Source organism: Pseudomonas sp. rhizo25, from assembly GCF_031931935.1.
Taxonomy (GTDB): Bacteria; Pseudomonadota; Gammaproteobacteria; order Pseudomonadales; family Pseudomonadaceae; genus Aquipseudomonas; species Aquipseudomonas synxantha.
In genome coordinates this window covers 31,118-51,266 of the sequence record NZ_JAUJXA010000010.1, presented here as the reverse complement: position 1 = coordinate 51,266, position 20,149 = coordinate 31,118, and the positions used below count along the sequence as shown (strand labels likewise).

The window sequence follows — 20,149 nt, the reverse complement described above, 5'->3', positions numbered from 1 at the left end:
CGTGTCTCCCTATTCTTGTTGTTTTCAGCTCAGCGGCCAGTGGTGTTGACAGGCTTGGCGAACGGCCTTGGCACTGCTCAGGTCGAGCAGCTCAAGGCTCAGTTGCCGGCATTGCGCCGCGTCCAGGTGGCGGACGCGGTCCTTGATTTCGCCGATCTGCGGCGGGCTTACCGACAGCTCACTGACCCCCAGGCCGACCAGTACTGGCGTGGCCAGTGGGTCAGACGCCAAGGCACCGCACACGCCGACCCAACGCCCGTGTTTCGCCGCACCGGTGCAGGTTTGGGCGATCAGCCGCAGCAGCGCCGGGTGCAGGGCATCGACCCGGGCGGCGAGGCCTGCGTGGTCGCGGTCCATGGCCAAGGTGTATTGGGACAGGTCATTGGTGCCGATGGATAAAAAGTCCGCGTGTTCGGCCAACTGCTCGGCCATCAGCGCGGCGGCGGGTACTTCGATCATCACGCCCAGCTCGGGGCGCTGCGTCAGCTCCAGCTCCACGCACAGTTCATCCAGGCGCTGGCGAATCTGCAGCAATTCATCCACCTCACTGACCATCGGCAGCAGGATGCGGCAACGCGCCAGCGGCGAAACTTGCAGCAGGGCGCGCAGTTGCTGGTCGAGCAGTTCCGGGCGCACCTGAGCCATGCGAATACCGCGCAGGCCCAGTACCGGGTTGGCCTCGACAGGCAGCGGCAGGTAGTCGAGCTGCTTGTCGCCACCCACATCGATGGTGCGGATGATCACCGACTTGTCGCCCATGGCATCCAGCACGGCTTGATAGGCCTGGCGTTGCTCCTGTTCATCCGGCGCAGTGCGGCGGTCGACGAAGAGGAATTCAGTGCGCAGCAGGCCGACGCCGTCGGCGCCGTTGTCAAACGCCATTTGGGCTTCGGCGCTGGAGGCGACATTCGCCGCGACTTCAACCGTCACGCCGTCGGTGGTGAGTGCCGGTTGCCGGGCTTGGGTCTGTTGCTGTTGGCGCCGCTGTTTCTGCGTTTCGCGAGTCTGGTGAACTTCGGCATGACGCGCTTCGCTGGGGGCCAGTTCCAGGCGGCCGTTGGAGGCATCGAGTACCACCCGTTGGCCTTGAGGCACATCGAGCACTTCACTGCCCAGGGCGACGAGACACGGCAGGCCTTTGCCCCGGGCCAAAATCGCCACATGGGAGGTCGCACCGCCTTCGGCCATGCAGATGCCTGCCGCCTGTTGCGCGCTCAGTTGCAGTAAGTCCGAGGGCGTCAGCTCATGGGCGCTGACGATCGCCCCCGCCGGCAATTCGAAATGCCAGGCTTCACCCAGCAACGCCCGCAGCACCCGTTGTTGCAGGTCACGCAGGTCATTGGCGCGCTCGGCAAACAGTGGTTTGCCCAACGCCAGCAGCACGGCGCATTGGGCCTGGATCGCATCACGCCAGGCATGGGTGGCGGCGCTGCCTTGTTCGATGGCAGCGGTGGCTGCGTCGAGTAATGCCGGGTCTTCCAGCAGGGCGAGGTGGGCGGCAAAGATCTCTTCTTCTTCGACGTTCTTGCGTTGGCGCGCCTGGTCCAGCGTATTGCGGATTTCGCCGCGCACTTGCTCAAGGGCGGCATCCAGGCGTTGCAGTTGTTCGTCGACGCTATGATTGCCGCTGTCTTGCGGCAGTTCGATGCCCGTCAGGCGGTACAATGGCCCACATACCAGGCCCGGTGCCGCGCATACGCCTTGCAGCACATTGGCTTCGGTATTCGCCCGGCGTGGTGTGGCAATGACCGGCGCGTGATGCTCCTCTTGGATCGTCACGGACAGCGCGGCGACCAATGCCTGTAACGCCGCCTCGCAATCCTTGCCACGACAGGTCACCCGTACCTCGTCACCTTCGCCAATACCCAGCCCCATCAGGCCGATCAGGCTGTCGCAAGCCGCGGTCTTATCACCGAAGTGCAGCTGCGATTGACTGCTGAAGCCCTGGGCAGTCTTGCGGATCAGCGCGGCAGGGCGCGCATGCAAGCCGCCACGATGGATGATGCGTACCGTGGCGCTCACTTGCGCGACCGAGTTATCCACAGCGGTTTGAACCGGTGCGGATGTGCGCAGGGCAATCCGCATCAGTGATTCACCGAGCTTCACGGTCTTGCTCGCGATGGGTTGCAGCTCGAAGCGGTCACTGTTGGTCAGGATGATCAGGCTCACCAGGCTTTTGCACTGGCGCGCTATGCGGTCCAGGTCAAACTGCACCAACGGCTGGCCCTCGCTCACCCGTGCGCCATCCTTCACCAGCAAGGCAAAGCCTTCGCCATTGAGCTCCACGGTGTCGATGCCCACGTGCATCAGCACTTCGGCACCGTTGTCGGCGCGGATGGTCAATGCATGACCGGTGCGGGCGACATGGATGATTACGCCGTCACAGGGCGCATGCAGGCAATCGTTCAACGGGTCGATGGCAATCCCGTCGCCCATGGCGCCGCTGGCGAACACTTCGTCGGGGACGCTGTTCAGGGCCAGCAACGGCCCACTCAAGGGGGCGCTTAAGGTCAATGGATTATTGTTGTTGGGCATGGGCACGGTACTCATCAGGAAAACGCCGCTTTAGTGCGTGCGGGTGACTTTGCTCAGGTGACGCGGCTGGTCCGGGTCCATGCCCCGGGCGACCGCCAGGCCGGCGGCCATCACGTAGAAACTCTGGATCGCCAGGATCGGGTCCAGGCTCGGGTGTTCGGCGCGGCTCAGGGTCAGGTCACGTTCGGCGATATCGTCCGGCGCGGCCAGCAACACGCGGGCGCCGCGTTGGCGCATATCGGCGGCCAGGCTCAACAGGCCGGGCTGCTCGGCGCCGCGTGGGGCGAACACCAGTAGCGGGTAGTTTTCGTCGATCAAGGCCATCGGCCCGTGGCGTACCTCGGCGCTGCTGAAGGCTTCGGCCTGGATCGCCGAGGTTTCCTTGAGCTTGAGCGCAGCTTCCTGGGCGATTGCAAACCCGGCGCCGCGGCCGATTACCATCAATTGCTGGCAGTCGCGCAGGGCCTCGATGGCTTGGGTCCAATCCTGCTTGGCGGCTTCACGCAAACCTTCGGGCAGCGCCTGGCAGGCTTGGAGCAACTCGGTTTCCTGGTTCCAGTGGCCGATCAATTGCGCGCTGGCGCTGAGGGTGGCGATAAAGCTCTTGGTCGCGGCCACGCTTTGTTCCGGGCCGGCGCACAGTGGCACGTGGAATTCACAGGCGGCTTCCAGCGGCGAGTCTTCGGCGTTCACCAGCGAGATGCTCAGGGCGCCCCGCTTGCGCAACAGGCGCAGGCTGTTGACCAGGTCCGGGCTCTGCCCCGACTGGGAGAAACCAAACGCCACCTGGCCGCTGACTTTCATCGGCGCCTGCAGCAGGGTCACCACCGACATCGGCAACGACGCCACCGGGATGCCCACATGCTGCATGGCCAGGTAGGCGAAGTAGCTGGCGGCGTGGTCGGAGCTGCCGCGGGCAATGGTCATCGCCACTTGCGGCGGCTGGCGACGCAGGCGACCGGCCACTTCTTCCAGCAGCGGGTTCAGGCGTTGCAGTTGTGCCGTGACGGCGTCGCAGGAGGCCAGGGCCTCTTCAAGCATTTTTGAAGTCAATGGTGTCTCCTTCGACCATTACGTCGGTGAGTGTCAGGGAACGGTCCAGGCGCACGCAGTCGGCAAAGCTACCGGGTTGCAGGCGGCCGCGTTCTTCCAGGCCCAGGTAGTCCGCAGGAAATTGCGACAGGCGCTGTGAGGCTTCACTGATGGGCAGGCCGATTTTCACCAGGTTGCGCAGCGCCTGGTCCATGGTCAGGGTGCTGCCGGCCAGGGTGCCGTCGGCCAGGCGTACGCCACCCAGGCATTTGGTCACGGTGTGGCTGCCCAGCTTGTATTCGCCGTCGGGCATACCGGCGGCGGCGGTGGAGTCAGTGACGCAGTACAGGCACGGGATCGAACGCAAGGCCACGCGCATGGCGCCGGGGTGTACGTGGAGCAGGTCCGGGATCAGCTCGGCGTATTGGGCGTGGGCCAGCGCGGCGCCGACGATGCCCGGCTCGCGGTGGTGCAGCGGGCTCATGGCGTTGTACAAATGGGTGAAGCTGGTGGCGCCGGCGGCGAGGGCGGCGACGCCTTCTTCATAGCTGCCCAGGGTGTGGCCGATCTGCATGCGCACGCCGCGTTGGCTGAGGGCGCGGATCAGGCCGTCATGGCCGGCAATTTCCGGGGCGATGGTGATTACCCGGATCGGCGCCAGGCGCAAATAGGCTTCGACTTCGGCCATCAACGCGGTGTGGGCGAAGTTGGGTTGGGCGCCGAGTTTGCCCGGGTTGATATAGGGGCCTTCCAGGTGCACACCGAGCACCCGCGCACTGCCGGCAGGACGTTGTTCGCAGAAGTTGCCGAGTTCACTGAGGACCTGGGAGATTTCATCCACCGGAGCAGTCATGGTGGTGGCCAGCAGCGAGGTGGTACCAAAGCGCACGTGGGTGCGGGTAATGGTCTCAAAGGCTTGCGCACCTTCCATGATGTCGGCGCCGCCACCGCCGTGCACGTGCAGGTCGATAAAGCCTGGCAGCAGGTAAGGCAGGTCGTTGTCAGCCGGGTCGCAAGGCGTGCCTTCGATGGCAACCACCTTGCCGTGCTCGTGCACCAGGCGGCCGCGAATCCAGCCACTGGGCGTGAGGATATTGTCTTCTGGCATGGGCAGTTCTCTAAGTTCGCAATTCAGCGGAATAGTCATGGCGACGCAGCTCTGCGACAAAGTCGTAGTAGTCGTTGCGGCAGTAGGTGTCGGTGATTTCAATCGGCGTGTTGTCGGCGGTGTAGCCCACTCGGGTCATCAGCAGCATGGCGGTGCCGGGGGCGATGCCCACCAGCTTGGCGAATTCGTCCGAGGCGTTGATCGCCTGGATATGTTGCAGGGCGCGCACGATGGGCTTGCCGATGCCTTCCAGGTATTCGTACAGCGAATTGCCGATGGCTTGCGGGTGCGGCAACACCGAGGCGGGCATGGCGGTCATTTCAATCGCCATCACCGTGTCATCGGCTTTACGCAAACGCTTGAGGCGCGCCACTTTGTCGGTGGGCGACAGGCACAGGCGGATCAGCTCTTCGTGGGTCGGCGGGGTGATGTCGCGCTCCAGCCACTGCGACGTGGGAACAAAGCCCTTGAGCCGCAGCATTTCGCTGAACCCCGACAAGCGCGATAAAGGTTGTTCCAGGCGCGGTGTGATGAAGGTGCCAGAGCCTTGGCTGCGTCGGATCAAACCCTGGGCAAACAGCACTTCCAAGGCTTTGCGGGCGGTGACCCGCGAGATGCTCAACTGCTCGCTGAGGGCGCGTTCCGACGGCAGAGCCTGCTCGGATTTCCACTGGCCGGCATGGATCGCCGCTTCAAGGTTGCGGGCCAGTTGCAGGTACAGCGGCGTGGATTGCTTGTCGTCGGGGCGCAGCGTCAGGATGGGGTTCATCTGTGAAGTTTCCGATGCGGTTATTGGAGTGTTGTCGCCCGGTAATGGCCGGAAATTAATACCACTTAAATACCATGTCAATGCTACCAAAACGGTGCAAGCCCCGGTTTCAGGGCTCTTTAATGGGGCTTGGTATCAAGTGGTATTAGAGAGGTCTTTGTGTCGCGCACAAGTGCACTGTCCCGCGCGGTGAACTGGTATTCACCGGCAGGCGCTGCTGGAGGCAGGAATTATTTTCGAATTAATTTACGAACGGTACGAGATTACGGCCGGATCTCGATCAGGGTGCCGTCCTTGACCAGGTTCCAGACTTCACGCATATCCACATTACGCATGCCGATGCAGCCGTCGGTCCAGTCCAGGGTGTGGAACCACTGCTCCGGGTAGTCTTCTGTGTCGGGGGTGCCGTGAATCATGATCATGCTGCCCGGTTTCACCCCTTCGCGGCGGGCGCGGGCGGCGTCGCTGATGTTCGGGTAGGAGATGTGCATGGCCAGGTTGAAGCGATCGCTGGTCTTGCGCCAGTCGATCCAGTAGAGACCTTCGGGCGTGCGGCGGTCGCCTTCGATCAGCTTGTGGCCCTTGGGGTTCTTGCCCAGGGAGATGCGATAGGTCTTGAGGGGCTTGCCGTCGTTGATCAGTTGCAACTGGTGGGCGGACTTGAGCACCAGGACTTTCTCGACGGTTTTACCGCCGAGGGTCTCCACCGTGGAAGCGGGGGACAGCGTGGCGAACGACAGGCAGATAAGAACAAACAACCAACGCATTGAAACGGTATCCCTGATAAAGATGCTGCCTGGAAGGTTATTTGGCTGGGCGTGCCATCGGTGGCACCGACTCGCTGCGCACCGGGAACAGCTGCTGCCGGCGGTCAGCGAAAAAGCATTCTAAGGTACGCCCGACCGTGCGGAAAGCCAGCTCGGACCACGGGATATCGGCTTCATCGAACAGCTTCACCTCAAGGCTTTCGGGGCCTGCGGCAAAGTCCAGGTCGATCAGCTCGGCGCGGTAGAAAATGTGCACCTGGCTGATGTGCGGCACATCGATCAGGGTATAGATGCTCAGGTTACGCACCCGGGCACAGGCTTCTTCCAGGGTTTCACGCATGGCCGCCTGTTCCACGGTCTCGCCGTTTTCCATAAAGCCTGCGGGCAGGGTCCAGTAACCCAGGCGCGGCTCGATGGCACGGCGGCACAGCAGCACTTGATCGCCCCACACGGGCACGGTGCCGGCGACGATATTGGGGTTCTGATAGTGAATGGTCGAGCAGTGATCACACACAAAACGCAGGCGTGCGTCGCCTTCGGGAATACGTTGGGTAACCGGTTTACCGCACTGGCTGCAGAAATTCATGCTGGGGTTCCTGGAGAATGGGCACATCTTGGCTTGGTGCCGGGCGTTCCTGCAAGTTGTCGTTTCGCGACATGCACCGGGTTTTGGGCTTGGGCGCCCGCACGCTTTGGTGCATGATGCAAGGTAGCCAACAGACCGAGATGACTCATGCTGGACGAGCTACTTCGCCGGGTAAGCAATCACACCCCTCACACCTTGGAAACTGACGGGCGTTTCCCCGAGGCCGCGGTACTGGTGCCGATTACCCGCAGTGACGAACCTGAGCTGATCCTGACCCTGCGCGCCAGCGGCCTGTCGACCCATGGTGGCGAAGTGGCCTTTCCTGGCGGGCGCCGCGACCCTGACGACCCGGACCTGATCTTCACCGCCTTGCGCGAGGCCGAAGAAGAAATCGGCCTGCCACCCGGGTTGGTGGAGGTGATCGGGCCATTGAGCCCATTGATTTCCCTGCATGGCATTCGCGTAACGCCCTACGTGGGCGTCATTCCCGATTACGTCGAATACCTGGCCAATGACGCCGAAATCGCCGCCGTCTTCAGCGTACCCCTGGAGTTTTTCCGACAGGACCCACGCGAACATACCCACCGCATCGATTACCAGGGCCGCAGTTGGTATGTGCCCAGCTACCGGTTCGGCGAATACAAGATCTGGGGCCTGACGGCGATCATGATTGTCGAGCTGATCAACCTGCTCTATGACGACGCCAAGATCAGCCTGCACCAGCCGCCCAAGAGCTTCATCAATATCTAAGCCATCGCTTGAATGGCAAGCCGTGAGGAAAAACCATGAAATACCGCCTGGGCGACGCCCGTGTCGAGACCCATCCCAACAGTTGGGTAGCACCGAATGCCACGCTGGTAGGCAAGGTCAAGCTGGAGGAGGGCGCCAACGTCTGGTTCAACGCGGTGTTGCGCGGTGATAACGAGCTGATCCTGATCGGCAAGAACAGCAACGTGCAGGATGGCAGCGTGATGCACACCGACATGGGCTACCCGCTGACCCTCGGCACTGGCGTGACCATCGGTCATAACGCCATGCTGCACGGCTGCAGCGTCGACGACTACAGCTTGATCGGCATCAACGCGGTGATCCTCAACGGCGCCAAGATCGGCAAACATTGCATCATCGGCGCCAATTCGCTGATCGGCGAAGGTAAGGAAATTCCCGACGGTTCGCTGGTGATGGGCTCGCCGGGCAAGGTGGTACGTGAGCTGACCGAGGCGCAGAAACGCATGCTCGAAGCCAGTGCCGCGCACTATGTGCATAACTCGCAGCGCTATGCCCGAGACTTGGTTGAGCAGGAAGAATGAGTGCGGTTGAACGGCCTGTAGCTTCGCCATGCGTGAGTATCTGCGCGTTGGATGAGGACGATATCTGTACCGGTTGCCAGCGTAGCGTGGACGAGATTACGCGTTGGAGCCGCATGGATAATGCCGAGCGGCGGGTGGTGTTGGGGTTGTGTCATGAGCGGGCGGTGGCCAGTGGGATGGTGTGGATGACGCCCAAAAGCTCGGGTGCCTGATCGATTGCTATCGGGAGCAAGCCCCCTCCCACACTTGAATGTGTTCACAGATCAAAATGTGGGAGGGGCGGTGCGACGGTTCGACTTGCCCCCGATGAGGCCCTCCCAGACGACATATGTCTAATTGTGAAGTACCCTGTGTCCCTTGTTCACAGGTCATTCATCCATGTTTTTCCTGATCGCCTACATCAGCAGCGTCGTGCTGATCAACTTCGCCTTCTCCACCGCCCCGCACCTGGATGTCATCTGGTCCGCCTGGGGGGGCCTGGTATTTATCCTGCGCGACATGGTGCAAACCCGCTTCGGCCACGGCGCGATCATCGCCATGCTGGCGGCGCTGGTGCTGTCGTATATCACTTCCGACCCGTCCATCGCCCTGGCCAGCGCTACGGCGTTCGCGGTGTCCGAGTGCATCGACTGGTTGGTGTTCAGCATCACCAAACGTCCGCTGCATGATCGCCTGTGGATAAGTTCGGCACTGAGCATCCCCCTCGATACCTTTATCTTTTTCGGCCTGATCGGTGCGCTGACGCCGGCGGTGGCGGGCACGGCGCTGGTGTCGAAGTTCGCCGGGGTCACGGTGGTGTGGTTGATCATGGCTTGGCGCCTGCGCAAGCGTGCCGTCGCCACCTGAGGCCAATTCTTGCAGTTCATGTAAAATGCCGGCCTTTCTCCCCATGATCCGCTCCCCTGAGGACCTGAGATGACCCGAATCGGAACTCCATTGTCGCCAACCGCGACCCGCGTTTTGTTGTGTGGCTGCGGTGAGCTGGGCAAGGAAGTGGTAATCGAACTGCAACGCCTGGGCGTTGAAGTGATTGCCGTGGATCGCTACGCCAACGCGCCGGCCATGCAGGTGGCGCACCGTAGCCACGTGATCAACATGCTCGACGGTGCGGCGCTGCGTGCGGTGATCGAGGCGGAGAAGCCGCACTTCATCGTGCCGGAAATCGAAGCCATTGCCACCGCCACTCTGGTGGAATTGGAGGCTGAAGGCTTCACGGTTATCCCGACCGCCCGCGCCACGTCGTTGACCATGAACCGTGAGGGCATCCGTCGCCTGGCCGCCGAAGAACTGGACCTGCCGACCTCACCGTACCACTTCGCCGACACCTTCGAAGACTACAGCAAGGCCGTCCGGGACCTGGGCTTCCCCTGCGTGGTCAAGCCGGTGATGAGTTCGTCGGGCAAGGGTCAGAGCCTGCTGCGCAGCACCGATGATGTGCAGAAAGCCTGGGATTACGCCCAGGAAGGCGGGCGTGCCGGTAAAGGCCGGGTAATCATCGAGGGCTTTATCGATTTCGACTACGAAATCACCCTGCTGACCGTGCGCCACATTGGCGGCACCACCTTCTGCGCGCCGGTTGGCCACCGTCAGGAGAAGGGCGACTATCAGGAATCCTGGCAGCCTCAGGCCATGAGCCCGATTGCCTTGGCCGAATCCGAGCGCGTTGCCAAGGCAGTGACCGAAGCCCTGGGTGGCCGTGGCCTGTTTGGTGTGGAGTTGTTCATCAAGGGCGATCAGGTGTGGTTCAGCGAAGTGTCGCCGCGCCCACATGACACCGGTTTGGTCACACTGATTTCTCAGGACCTGTCGCAGTTCGCGCTGCACGCTCGCGCCATCCTGGGCTTGCCGATCCCGTTGATCCGTCAGTTCGGGCCTTCGGCATCGGCGGTGATCTTGGTAGAGGGGCAGTCGACCCAGACGGCGTTTGCCAACCTCGGCGCTGCATTGAGCGAGCCGGACACGGCGTTGCGTCTGTTTGGCAAGCCAGAGGTCAACGGCCAGCGCCGCATGGGTGTGGCACTGGCGCGGGATGAGTCGATTGAAGCGGCTCGTGCCAAGGCGACCCGGGCTTCCCAGGCAGTGGTGGTAGAGCTCTAAAACGGCCCCTGTAGGAGCGAGCTTGCTCGCGAAGGTATTTCAGGCACATTGCGGTGTCGGATGTACCTTTTTCGCGAGCAAGCTCGCTCCTACAGTTTTTGGCTTTCAGGCGACCTTGTTCAAATCATTATCCCGCGTCTCTTTCAGGCACAGCACCGCAATCAAACTCAGCAACGCTGCCGCCGACACATACCCACCGACATAACTGAGCCCACCCATCGCCACCAGCTTGGTCGCGAAGAACGGTGCTGCTGACGCCCCGACAATCCCACCCAGGTTATACGCCGCCGAAGCACCGGTATAACGCACACGCGTCGGGAACAACTCCGGCAGCAGGGCACCCATCGGTGCGAAGGTCACACCCATCAGAAACAGCTCCAAAGCCAGGAACAGCGCCACGGCCCAGGTCGAGCCGTGGGTCAGCAGTGGCTCCATGGTAAAGCCCGAGAGAATCGCCAGGATCGCGCCAACGATCAGTACCGGCTTGCGCCCATAACGATCACTGGCCAGCGCTGCCAGCGGCGTCGCCAAGCCCATGAACAGCACGGCAAAGCACAGTAAGCCGAGGAACGTCTCGCGGCTGTAGCCCAGTGTGGAAACGCCATAGCTCAGGGAAAACGCCGTGGTGATGTAGAACAGCGCGTAGCACACCACCATCGACGCAGCGCCCAGCAGCACCGGCAGCCAATGTTGGCTGAACAGTTCCACCAGTGGCACCTTCACCGGTGCTTCTTTAGCGACGGCGTTGGCGAATACTGGGGTTTCATGCAGCTTCAGGCGTGCATACAGGCCCACCATCACCAGTGCAGCGCTGAGGATGAACGGAATGCGCCAACCCCAGCTGCGGAACTGCTCGTCATCCAGGCTCATGGCCAAGATCAGGAACAAGCCGTTGGCCGCCAGAAAGCCAATCGATGGGCCCAGTTGCGGGAACATGCCGAACCAGGCGCGCTTGCCCTTGGGCGCGTTCTCGGTCGCCAGCAATGCCGCGCCGCCCCATTCCCCGCCAAGGCCCAGGCCCTGGCCGAAGCGCAATACGCACAAGAGGATCGGTGCCCAGGCGCCGATGCTGTCATAGCCGGGCAGCAAGCCGATCAAGGTGGTGCACACGCCCATCAGCAGCAGCGAGGCCACCAGTGTGGATTTACGCCCGATACGGTCGCCGAAGTGGCCGAACAACGCCGAGCCCAGCGGGCGGGCGATAAAAGCGATGCCGAAGGTCAGGAACGAGGCCAGCATCTGCGCCGTACCGGAGCTCTGGGGAAAGAACACCGGGCCGATCACCAGTGCGGCAGCCGTGGCGTAGATATAGAAATCGTAGAACTCGATGGCGGTGCCGACGATGCTCGCCGTGGCGACACGGGCGGTCGAATTGGTAGGGGCGGCGGTCGCGGCCTCTTGGTAGGTGGTGCTCATGGCAGTATCCCTGAAGGTCATTGCGCGTTTGGACGCGGATTATTATTGGTCGAACACCCATGGATCAGGGTTGTGCGCGGGGCGGCTCGGGATGGGAGCAAACACCGGTCGGACATGATGAAGCGGTGCCTGGACACGCTGAGTGCGGGTAGCACGCGGTCGGGCGGGGCTTGGGTAAGCCGGATGGATTATAGGAAGGGGGTTGGAATTACAACAAGTGGTTGGAGTACCACAAATCAAAATGTGGGAGGGGGCTTGTCAGGGATTATGCGGCTACAGGCACATGGCTGGTATGCCAGATCAGCACCTTGCTCACCCGGTTGTCCTCGGTTTCGAGGATTTCCAGGCGATAGCGGCCGATTTTCAGGCACACCGCGCAATCCGGAATGGTTTCCAGGGCTTCGGTCACCAGGCCGTTGAGGGTCTTGGGGCCATCGCTGGGCAGGTGCCAGCCCAGGCTCTTGTTCAGTTCGCGGATCGAGGCGGCGCCGTCGATGATGTAGCGGCCATCGGGCTGGGCTTCGATATGTGGGTTATCCACAGCCTGGTCGCTTTCGAATTCGCCGACGATCTCTTCAAGAATGTCTTCCAGGGTAACGATGCCCAGCACTTCGCCGTATTCGTCCACCACCATGCCCAGGCGCCGCTGCTGCTTGTGGAAGTTCAGCAGTTGCAGTTGCAATGGCGTGCTTTCCGGGACGAAGTAAGGTTCGTGGCAGGCAGCGAGCAGCGCCTCTTTGGTCAGGCTGGCATCGGGCAGCAGGTGCTGGACCTGGCGTGTGTTGAGCACCGCTTCGACCTGGTTGATATCGCTGTGGAACACTGGCAGGCGAGTGCGTTGGGAGCTGCGCAGTTGCTCGATGATTTCCTCGATCGAGTCATCCAGGTTGATACCGTCCACTTCGCTGCGCGGTACCAGGATGTCGTTGACGGTGATGTTATCCAGGGCGTGGATACCAGGCATGCCGGGCATGCGGTCTTCGTCGGCTTCGGGCTGCGGTTCGTTGTCGTGGTGGGGCTGCGGCTCGTCGCTGTGTTTCACCACGCCGGCCTTGCGGGCAAACGGGCGCAGCAGCAACAGGCTGATGCCATTGAGCAGCCAGGCCAGGGGGTAAAGGATTTTCAGCGGTACACCCAGCAGGGTGTTACCAAAACCCAGCACCGCTTGCGGATGGCGGGTGGCCAGGGCGCGGGGCAGGTAGTCGGCGAGTATCAGCAGCAGGGCGCAGGATATCAGCCAACCCAGCCATGGGCCGTTCTGCGCCCAGGCATAGATTGCCAGCAGCGTGCAAAGGATCACCACCGCGGCACGGCACAGGCTGTTGCACAGAATCAGGCTATGGCGCGGGAAGCTCAGGCGTGCGGCAGCCTTGTCGCCCTGACGGGTGCCGGGGCGCAGGGCCAACAGATGCTGTTGTGCTGCTTCGATGGCGGTAAACAGCGCCGCCCATAAAACCAGCAGGGCAATTACGGCGAGCATCGGCCCTAAGGGCAAGTTGTCCATGATCGCCGCTCGTCAGATATGCAGGATGTATTCGCGAACCAGCTTGCTGCCGAAATAGGCCAGCATCAGCAGGCAGAACCCGGCCAGGGTCCAGCGGATTGCCTTGTGGCCGCGCCAGCCGAGGCGGTTGCGGCCCCACAGCAATACGCTGAACACCACCCAGGCCAGGCACGCCAGCAAGGTCTTGTGCACCAGGTGCTGGGCGAACAGGTTCTCGACGAACAGCCAGCCGGAGATCAGCGACAGCGACAGCAGGGTCCAGCCGGCCCACAGGAACCCGAACAGCAGGCTTTCCATGGTTTGCAGCGGCGGGAAGTTCTTGATCAGCCCGGACGGGTGCTTGTGCTTGAGCTGGTGGTCCTGCAGCAGCAGGAGCAGGGCCTGGAATACCGCGATGGTGAACATGCCGTAGGCGAGGATCGACAACAGGATATGGGCAAGGATGCCCGGTTCCTCGTCAATCACCTGCACGGTGCCAGTGGGCGCGAATTGCGCCAGCAGCACTGTCAGCATGCCCAAGGGGAATAGCAGCACCAGCAGGTTCTCGACTGGAATGCGGTAGCAGGCCAGCAGCGTCAGCGCGATCACGGCCGCGGCGATCAGGCTGGCGGCGCTGAAAAAGTCCAGGCCCAGGCCCACCGGGGTCATCAGGTGGGTGAACAGGCTGGCGGCATGGGCCAGCAGGGCCAGCACGCCAAGGCCGACGAGCAGACGTTTGTCCGCTTTGGTGCCTTGGGCCAGACGAGTGCCCTGATAGAGGGTCGCAGCGGCATACAAGATGGCGGCGGCGAGGCTGGGTAGCAAACTGGGTGACAAGGGGAGCATAAATCCTGGTAGGCAAGCCCGAAAGGCGTTGAGTTTGGCACACACCTGCGCTGCAAGAAAGACTCCCGGGCCAGACAGCGGGTGTGCATGGGCGCAGTCTTCGCTATAATCCGCGACCTGCCCACGCCGCAGGCTCGGTGAGCGCTGTTTTTAATAGCGATTGACCACAGCCTGGGCCGCCATTACCTCGGTCTACCTGCATTTCGATGAGTAGGGCCTGAAAGGATCGCGCATGTTTGAAAACTTGACTGACCGTCTCTCGCAGACGCTGCGCCACGTTACCGGCAAGGCCAAGCTGACCGAGGACAATATTAAAGACACCCTGCGTGAAGTGCGCATGGCGTTGCTGGAAGCCGACGTGGCCTTGCCGGTGGTGAAGGACTTCGTCAACTCGGTCAAAGAGCGCGCGGTCGGCACCGAAGTGTCCCGCAGCCTGACCCCGGGCCAGGCCTTCGTGAAGGTCGTCCAGGCCGAACTCGAAAGCCTGATGGGCGCGGCCAACGAAGATTTGAACCTCAGTGCCGTGCCACCGGCCGTCGTGCTGATGGCGGGTTTGCAGGGCGCAGGTAAAACCACCACCGCCGGCAAACTGGCGCGCTTCCTTAAAGAGCGCAAGAAGAAATCCGTGATGGTGGTGTCGGCCGACGTGTACCGTCCGGCGGCCATCAAGCAGTTGGAAATGCTCGCAGGTGAAGTGGGCGTGACCTTCTTCCCGTCCGACCTGAGCCAGAAGCCGGTCGACATCGCCAACGCGGCGATTAAAGAAGCCAAGCTCAAGTTCATCGACGTGGTCATCGTCGATACCGCCGGTCGCCTGCACATCGACGAAGAGATGATGGGCGAGATCAAGGCGCTGCATGCCGCGATCAACCCGGTCGAGACGCTGTTCGTGGTCGATGCCATGACCGGCCAGGATGCGGCCAACACCGCCAAGGCCTTTGGTGACGCACTGCCGCTGACCGGCGTGATCCTCACCAAGGTCGACGGCGACGCCCGTGGCGGTGCTGCGCTCTCGGTGCGTGCCATCACCGGCAAACCGATCAAGTTCATCGGTATGGGCGAGAAGAGCGACGCGCTCGAGCCGTTCCACCCCGAGCGTATCGCCTCGCGCATCCTCGGCATGGGTGACGTGCTCAGCCTGATCGAGCAGGCCGAAGCCACGCTGGACAAGGACAAGGCCGACAAGCTGGCCAAGAAGCTGAAGAAGGGCAAGGGCTTCGATCTCGAAGACTTCCGTGACCAGCTGCAACAGATGAAGAATATGGGCGGCCTCGGCGGCCTGATGGACAAGCTGCCGAACATCGGTGGTGTAAACCTGGCGCAGATGGGCAATGCCCAAGGCGCGGCAGAGAAGCAGTTCAAGCAGATGGAAGCCATCATCAACTCCATGACCCCGGCCGAGCGCCGCGACCCTGAGCTGATCAGTGGTTCGCGCAAGCGTCGGATCGCCATGGGCTCCGGCACCCAGGTGCAGGACATCGGTCGCTTGATCAAGCAGCACAAGCAGATGCAGAAGATGATGAAGAAATTCTCCGCCAAAGGCGGTATGGCCAAGATGATGCGCGGCATGGGCGGTATGTTGCCCGGCGGCGGCATGCCGAAAATGTAAAAGTTTCGAGCGGGAGTTCACTCCTGCTCCGACCCACAGGGATGTGGGATCTCCAGCAAACCCGCCGTTGGCGGGGGCTGACTCGCCGTTTTAACCGACGGCTCTATAGCAGATCTGAGTGGCACGCTGACTAGGCGCCAGAAAAAGACATTTGCAAAAGTCCGGATATTCCTTAGAATATGCGGCCTTTCGGGCACCTATGCCCGCTGTGCATTTAGATTTGCAGCACCGACTACAGGAACGATGTTCACATGCTAACAATCCGTCTTGCCCTTGGCGGCTCCAAAAAGCGCCCGTTTTACCACTTGACCGTAACCGACAGCCGCAACCCGCGCGACGGTTCGCACAAGGAACAGGTTGGTTTCTTCAACCCTGTTGCTCGTGGTCAAGAAGTTCGTCTGTCCGTGAACCAAGAGCGCGTAGCCTACTGGCTGAGCGTTGGTGCACAGCCATCCGAGCGCGTTGCAAAACTGTTGAAGGACTCGGCTAAGGCCGCAGCCTGAGCAATATGAACGCGACGCCAGCTGTTGCTGATGATTTGATCGTTATCGGCAAGATTTACTCTGTTCATGGCGTTCGCGGCGAAGTGAAGGTGTATTCCTTTACTGATCCGACTGAAAACCTGTTGCAGTACAAGACTTGGACGCTCAAGCGCGAGGGTAGTGTGAAGCAGGTTGAGCTGGTCAGTGGACGCGGGAGCGATAAGTTCCTGGTCGCGAAGCTCAAGGGTCTTGATGATCGTGAAGAAGCTCGTCTTCTGGCCGGTTATGAGATCTGCGTGCCGCGCAACCTGTTCCCTGAATTGACCGACGGCGAGTACTACTGGTACCAGCTCGAAGGTCTGAAGGTTATCGATCAACTCGGGCAATTGCTGGGGAAAATCGACCATCTTCTGGAAACCGGCGCCAATGATGTAATGGTGGTCAAGCCTTGCGCTGGCAGCCTGGATGATCGCGAACGCCTGTTGCCCTATACCGAGCAATGCGTGTTGGCCGTCGACCTGGCAGCGGGCGAGATGAAGGTGGAATGGGACGCGGACTTCTAAGCGTGGCTAATTTGCGCATTGAAGTGATCAGTTTGTTTCCCGAGATGTTTTCCGCCATCAGCGAGTACGGCATCACCAGTCGGGCGGTGAAACAGGGGCTGTTGCAGCTTACCTGTTGGAACCCGCGAGACTACACGACGGATCGACATCACACTGTGGATGACCGCCCATTTGGCGGTGGCCCGGGCATGGTGATGAAGATCAAGCCCCTGGAAGATGCGTTGGTTCAGGCCAAGGCAGCCGCCGGGGAGAAGGCGAAGGTGATTTACCTGTCCCCTCAAGGCCGTCAGCTGAAACAGGCGGCGGTACGCGAACTGGCGAATGAGGAAAGTTTGATCCTGATTGCCGGTCGCTATGAAGGCATTGACGAGCGTTTTATTGAAGCTCATGTCGATGAAGAGTGGTCGATTGGGGACTATGTATTGTCTGGCGGCGAGCTGCCGGCAATGGTCCTGATAGATGCGGTTACACGACTGCTGCCTGGAGCTTTAGGGCATGTGGACTCTGCGGAGGAAGATTCCTTCACGGATGGTTTGCTGGATTGCCCGCACTACACCCGACCGGAGGTGTATGCGGATCAGCGTGTTCCCGACGTATTGCTAAGTGGCAATCACGCACACATCCGGCGTTGGCGTTTACAGCAGTCCCTTGGTCGGACCTATGAACGACGCGCCGATCTTCTGGAAAGCCGCTCGCTTTCTGGAGAAGAGAAGAAGCTGCTCGAGGAATACATCCTCGCGCGGGACGATAGTTAACAACGTATCGATGGTAGGTCCATTGACTTACCTTAGGAGCACAGCATGACTAACAAAATCATCCTTGCACTCGAAGCAGAGCAGATGACCAAAGAGATCCCTACCTTTGCCCCGGGCGACACCATTGTCGTTCAGGTGAAAGTGAAGGAAGGCGACCGTTCGCGTCTGCAAGCGTTCGAAGGCGTGGTAATCGCCAAGCGTAACCGTGGTGTGAACAGTGCTTTCACTGTTCGTAAAATCTCCAACGGTGTTGGCGTAGAGCGTACTTTCCAGACCTACAGCCCGCAAATCGACAGCATGGCCGTTAAGCGTCGCGGTGACGTACGTAAAGCCAAGCTGTACTACCTGCGTGACCTGTCCGGTAAAGCAGCTCGCATCAAGGAAAAACTGGCTTAAGTCCAGCTTCCCGATGCAGAAAAAAGCAGCCTACGGGCTGCTTTTTTGTGCCTGAAATTTGTCTATCTGCCGGTATTTGTCCATGACCACCCGCCTCGAAGAAATCCAGCGCCGCACCGACCTGTCCGTTACCCACGTGACCAAGGCCGTGTTCCCGCCGACTACCAACCACCACAACACCCTGTTCGGCGGCACCGCCTTGGCATGGATGGACGAAGTGTCGTTCATCGCCGCCACGCGCTTCTGTCGCTTGCCGTTGGTGACGGTCTCCACCGACCGTATCGACTTCAATCACGCAATCCCGGCCGGCTCCATTGTTGAGCTGATCGGCCGAGTGATCAAAGTCGGCAACACCAGCCTCAAGGTTGAAGTGGAAGTGTTTGTCGAGAGCATGAGCGCTGATGGCCGTGAAAAGGCGATCCAGGGCGTGTTCAGCTTTGTCGCGATTGACGCGGACAAACGCCCTGTACCGGTACTGCCTGGGTTTGCCGACTGATTACGCAGTGGTGCTGTTTTGCGGTTGAATCACCGCCAGCAGCGTCCAGCCGGCCACGGGCTTCAGGCTGCTCTCGGGCGTGACCACATGTACCCAGCCGCTGGTGTCCCGGGCAAACAGCAAGGTGGCGCGCTCCCCGTGCAACGCCTGGTACTGCTCCCAGCCAAAGCCATCGGTGAGGTTGGTGCTATATAGCTCGGCACCCTGGCCCAGCAGGCTTGCCAATTTGGTATAGCTCAGGGGTTGGCTGCCCAACAGGTGGCCGCGGTGTTCGTGGCTGGCCTTGTGTTTGTCGGTGCGACGGTTCTCCTGGCTGCTGGCCAGGGCGAACAATCGCTGGCCGAAATCATGTCGAAAACGCATGGTCGCCAAGGCGTTCAACTCGCCGGACGGGGAGAGCGCAAGCAAATGCCCCAGGCCGACCAGGTCCAGATGCGACTCGGCATGTTGGGAGGCAGGGTTACCGAAGTAAGTCGGCAGGCCCTCCATGCGACTGGCGCGGATGTTTTCCCAGCTTGAATCTGTCAGCAACACCCGGCTGCCCAATTGCTGCAATGCCTTGCCGAGTGCCCGCGCCGGGCCGTTTGCGCCGACGATCAGGAAACCGCTGGGCGCTGGCTCGGCGACTTTGAGCAAGCGCGCCAAGGGGCGCGCCGTGGCACTTTGCAGCACCACGGTGCCGATAATCACCGCGAAGGTAAGCGGCACCAGCAATAACGCGCCTTCATGACCCGCCTCATCCAGGCGGATCGCAAAGATCGCCGACACCGCCGCCGCCACAATGCCCCGTGGCGCGATCCAGGCCAGCAGTGCACGCTCGCGCCAGTTCAGTCCGGAGCCGAAGGTCGAGAGCGCCACGTTCAGCGGGCGGGCAATAAACTGGATGATCACCAGCAGAATCAGCACGAATGGACCCAGGGCGATCAAGGCATTCAGGTCCAGGCGCGCCGCCAACAGGATGAACAGCCCGGAAATCAGCAGCACACTGAGGTTTTCTTTGAAGTGCAGGATGTGTCTTACATCCACACCCTTCATGTTCGCCATCCACATGCCCATCAGCGTGACCGCCAGCAGGCCGGACTCATGCATCACCTGGTTGGCGGCAATGAAGATGCCCAGCACACCCGCCAGCGTCGCCAAGTTATGCAGGTATTCCGGCAACCACTGGCGGCGCATGATCTGCCCCAGTACCCAGCCGCCGGCGATCCCGAACAGGCTACCGCAGAGGATGACGCCGCCAAAGGTCAGCAGGCTATGGCTCAAGCCGTCGCCCGAAGCCCGGGCAATGATGAAGCTGTAGACCACTACCGCCAGCAGCGCGCCGATCGGGTCGATGACGATGCCTTCCCAGCGCAGGATATTGGCGATGGAGGCTTTGGGGCGTACCACGCGCAGCATCGGCACGATCACGGTCGGCCCGGTCACCAGGGTCAGCGTGCCGAACAGCAGCGCGAGCATCCAGTCAAAGCCCAACAGCCAGTGAGTGGCCAGGGTGATCACCGCCCAAGTCGACAGGGCACCGACCGTGACCAGGCGATGCACCACGCTGCCGATTTCCTTCCATTCCGACAGGTGCAGGGTCAGGCTGCCTTCGAACAGGATCAACGCCACGGCCAGGGACACCAACGGCATTAACAGAGGGCCGAACATCTCCTGCGGGTCGAGCCAGCCCAGTACCGGCCCCGCCAAAATACCCGTCAATAACAGAAACAGGATCGCCGGCAACTTGAGCCGCCACGCCAGCCATTGGCAACCCAATGCCGCCACTCCAATGCCGCCAAAGGCCAGCAAAATCTGTTGTTCATTCATTGAAGCTTCCTGTTCCTTGAAGTAGCGGGCTATGAAAGACTAGCGACCCTTGCCACAGTTCACTAAATAATTTGCGCAAAGCCCCGTGCT

21 protein-coding genes are annotated in these 20,149 nt (G+C 61.2%); 11 read left to right on the top strand and 10 right to left on the bottom strand.

From position 1 onward, the window contains the following. Positions 1 to 24 precede the first annotated feature (24 nt). The 6 genes from ptsP to QZR30_RS20235 form a co-directional block, all read right to left on the bottom strand. Positions 25 to 2,535, bottom strand: a complete 2,511-nt coding sequence (gene ptsP, locus QZR30_RS20260) for a phosphoenolpyruvate--protein phosphotransferase (protein ID WP_311904071.1) — start codon at positions 2,533 to 2,535, stop codon at positions 25 to 27. 30 nt (positions 2,536 to 2,565) lie between these two features. Continuing rightward, the gene (locus QZR30_RS20255; protein WP_442967578.1) at positions 2,566 to 3,576 is read right to left on the bottom strand and encodes an SIS domain-containing protein; all 1,011 of its coding nucleotides are present in this window, start codon (positions 3,574 to 3,576) and stop codon (positions 2,566 to 2,568) included. Then, the gene (nagA, locus tag QZR30_RS20250) at positions 3,569 to 4,675 is read right to left on the bottom strand and encodes an N-acetylglucosamine-6-phosphate deacetylase (protein WP_056847577.1); all 1,107 of its coding nucleotides are present in this window, start codon (positions 4,673 to 4,675) and stop codon (positions 3,569 to 3,571) included. The genes QZR30_RS20255 and nagA overlap by 8 nt, the downstream gene beginning before the upstream one ends. Positions 4,676 to 4,685: 10 nt before the next feature. Next, a complete protein-coding gene (locus tag QZR30_RS20245) occupies positions 4,686 to 5,444 on the bottom strand; it encodes a GntR family transcriptional regulator (RefSeq protein ID WP_274355909.1) in 759 nt (252 codons plus the stop codon). A 263-nt stretch (positions 5,445 to 5,707) separates the two neighbouring features. Next, positions 5,708 to 6,211 carry a L,D-transpeptidase family protein gene (locus tag QZR30_RS20240; RefSeq protein ID WP_274355908.1) on the bottom strand — a complete coding sequence of 168 codons (504 nt, stop codon included), beginning with the start codon at positions 6,209 to 6,211 and terminating at the stop codon, positions 5,708 to 5,710. A 37-nt stretch (positions 6,212 to 6,248) separates the two neighbouring features. After that, on the bottom strand, positions 6,249 to 6,797 hold the full coding sequence (locus QZR30_RS20235) for an NUDIX hydrolase (protein ID WP_046069411.1): 549 nt from the start codon (positions 6,795 to 6,797) through the stop codon (positions 6,249 to 6,251). A gap of 147 nt (positions 6,798 to 6,944) precedes the next feature. Here QZR30_RS20235 and QZR30_RS20230 point away from each other — a divergent pair, with 147 nt between their 5' ends. From QZR30_RS20230 to purT, 5 genes are all read left to right on the top strand, one after another. Next, positions 6,945 to 7,547, top strand: coding sequence for a CoA pyrophosphatase (locus QZR30_RS20230; RefSeq protein ID WP_046069410.1), 603 nt, complete (start codon positions 6,945 to 6,947; stop codon positions 7,545 to 7,547). Between the two features lie 35 nt (positions 7,548 to 7,582). Continuing rightward, entirely contained in the window at positions 7,583 to 8,107 is a 525-nt protein-coding gene (locus QZR30_RS20225) for a gamma carbonic anhydrase family protein (RefSeq protein WP_005791135.1), read from the top strand. Continuing rightward, positions 8,104 to 8,319: a DUF1289 domain-containing protein gene (locus QZR30_RS20220; protein WP_056847579.1), complete on the top strand. Its 216-nt coding sequence runs from the start codon at positions 8,104 to 8,106 to the stop codon at positions 8,317 to 8,319. Before QZR30_RS20225 ends, QZR30_RS20220 begins: the two co-directional genes overlap by 4 nt. A 166-nt stretch (positions 8,320 to 8,485) precedes the next feature. Next, positions 8,486 to 8,953, top strand: a complete 468-nt coding sequence (locus QZR30_RS20215; protein WP_046069409.1) for a preQ0 transporter — start codon at positions 8,486 to 8,488, stop codon at positions 8,951 to 8,953. 69 nt (positions 8,954 to 9,022) lie between these two features. Continuing rightward, positions 9,023 to 10,204: a formate-dependent phosphoribosylglycinamide formyltransferase gene (purT, locus tag QZR30_RS20210; RefSeq protein ID WP_311904034.1), complete on the top strand. Its 1,182-nt coding sequence runs from the start codon at positions 9,023 to 9,025 to the stop codon at positions 10,202 to 10,204. A 105-nt stretch (positions 10,205 to 10,309) separates the two neighbouring features. Here purT and QZR30_RS20205 read toward each other — a convergent pair whose 3' ends face one another. The 3 genes from QZR30_RS20205 to QZR30_RS20195 all read right to left on the bottom strand — a co-directional run bounded on the left by QZR30_RS20205 (position 10,310) and on the right by QZR30_RS20195 (position 13,949). Next, the gene (locus QZR30_RS20205) at positions 10,310 to 11,620 is read right to left on the bottom strand and encodes an MFS transporter (protein WP_056847581.1); all 1,311 of its coding nucleotides are present in this window, start codon (positions 11,618 to 11,620) and stop codon (positions 10,310 to 10,312) included. Between the two features lie 265 nt (positions 11,621 to 11,885). Then, positions 11,886 to 13,124 carry a transporter associated domain-containing protein gene (locus QZR30_RS20200; protein ID WP_046069407.1) on the bottom strand — a complete coding sequence of 413 codons (1,239 nt, stop codon included), beginning with the start codon at positions 13,122 to 13,124 and terminating at the stop codon, positions 11,886 to 11,888. 12 nt (positions 13,125 to 13,136) lie between these two features. Then, entirely contained in the window at positions 13,137 to 13,949 is an 813-nt protein-coding gene (locus tag QZR30_RS20195; RefSeq protein WP_057013212.1) for a cytochrome C assembly family protein, read from the bottom strand. A 232-nt stretch (positions 13,950 to 14,181) separates the two neighbouring features. Here QZR30_RS20195 and ffh point away from each other — a divergent pair, with 232 nt between their 5' ends. From ffh to QZR30_RS20165, 6 genes are all read left to right on the top strand, one after another. Continuing rightward, positions 14,182 to 15,558 carry a signal recognition particle protein gene (ffh, locus tag QZR30_RS20190; protein WP_017139724.1) on the top strand — a complete coding sequence of 459 codons (1,377 nt, stop codon included), beginning with the start codon at positions 14,182 to 14,184 and terminating at the stop codon, positions 15,556 to 15,558. Between the two features lie 251 nt (positions 15,559 to 15,809). Further along, positions 15,810 to 16,061 carry a 30S ribosomal protein S16 gene (gene rpsP / locus QZR30_RS20185; RefSeq protein WP_003175899.1) on the top strand — a complete coding sequence of 84 codons (252 nt, stop codon included), beginning with the start codon at positions 15,810 to 15,812 and terminating at the stop codon, positions 16,059 to 16,061. Between the two features lie 5 nt (positions 16,062 to 16,066). After that, the gene (gene rimM, locus QZR30_RS20180) at positions 16,067 to 16,603 is read left to right on the top strand and encodes a ribosome maturation factor RimM (protein WP_003175898.1); all 537 of its coding nucleotides are present in this window, start codon (positions 16,067 to 16,069) and stop codon (positions 16,601 to 16,603) included. After that, positions 16,585 to 17,358 (top strand): tRNA (guanosine(37)-N1)-methyltransferase TrmD, encoded by a 774-nt coding sequence (gene trmD, locus QZR30_RS20175; protein ID WP_173664496.1) that lies wholly within the window; start codon positions 16,585 to 16,587, stop codon positions 17,356 to 17,358. Before rimM ends, trmD begins: the two co-directional genes overlap by 19 nt. 45 nt (positions 17,359 to 17,403) lie before the next feature. Further along, positions 17,404 to 17,754 carry a 50S ribosomal protein L19 gene (gene rplS, locus QZR30_RS20170; RefSeq protein ID WP_003175895.1) on the top strand — a complete coding sequence of 117 codons (351 nt, stop codon included), beginning with the start codon at positions 17,404 to 17,406 and terminating at the stop codon, positions 17,752 to 17,754. An 82-nt stretch (positions 17,755 to 17,836) separates the two neighbouring features. Further along, positions 17,837 to 18,250: an acyl-CoA thioesterase gene (locus tag QZR30_RS20165; protein WP_046069405.1), complete on the top strand. Its 414-nt coding sequence runs from the start codon at positions 17,837 to 17,839 to the stop codon at positions 18,248 to 18,250. Here QZR30_RS20165 and QZR30_RS20160 read toward each other — a convergent pair whose 3' ends face one another. Next, complete coding sequence (locus tag QZR30_RS20160; protein ID WP_046069404.1) at positions 18,251 to 20,059, bottom strand: cation:proton antiporter; 1,809 nt, start codon at positions 20,057 to 20,059, stop codon at positions 18,251 to 18,253. Positions 20,060 to 20,149: the final 90 nt, after the last annotated feature.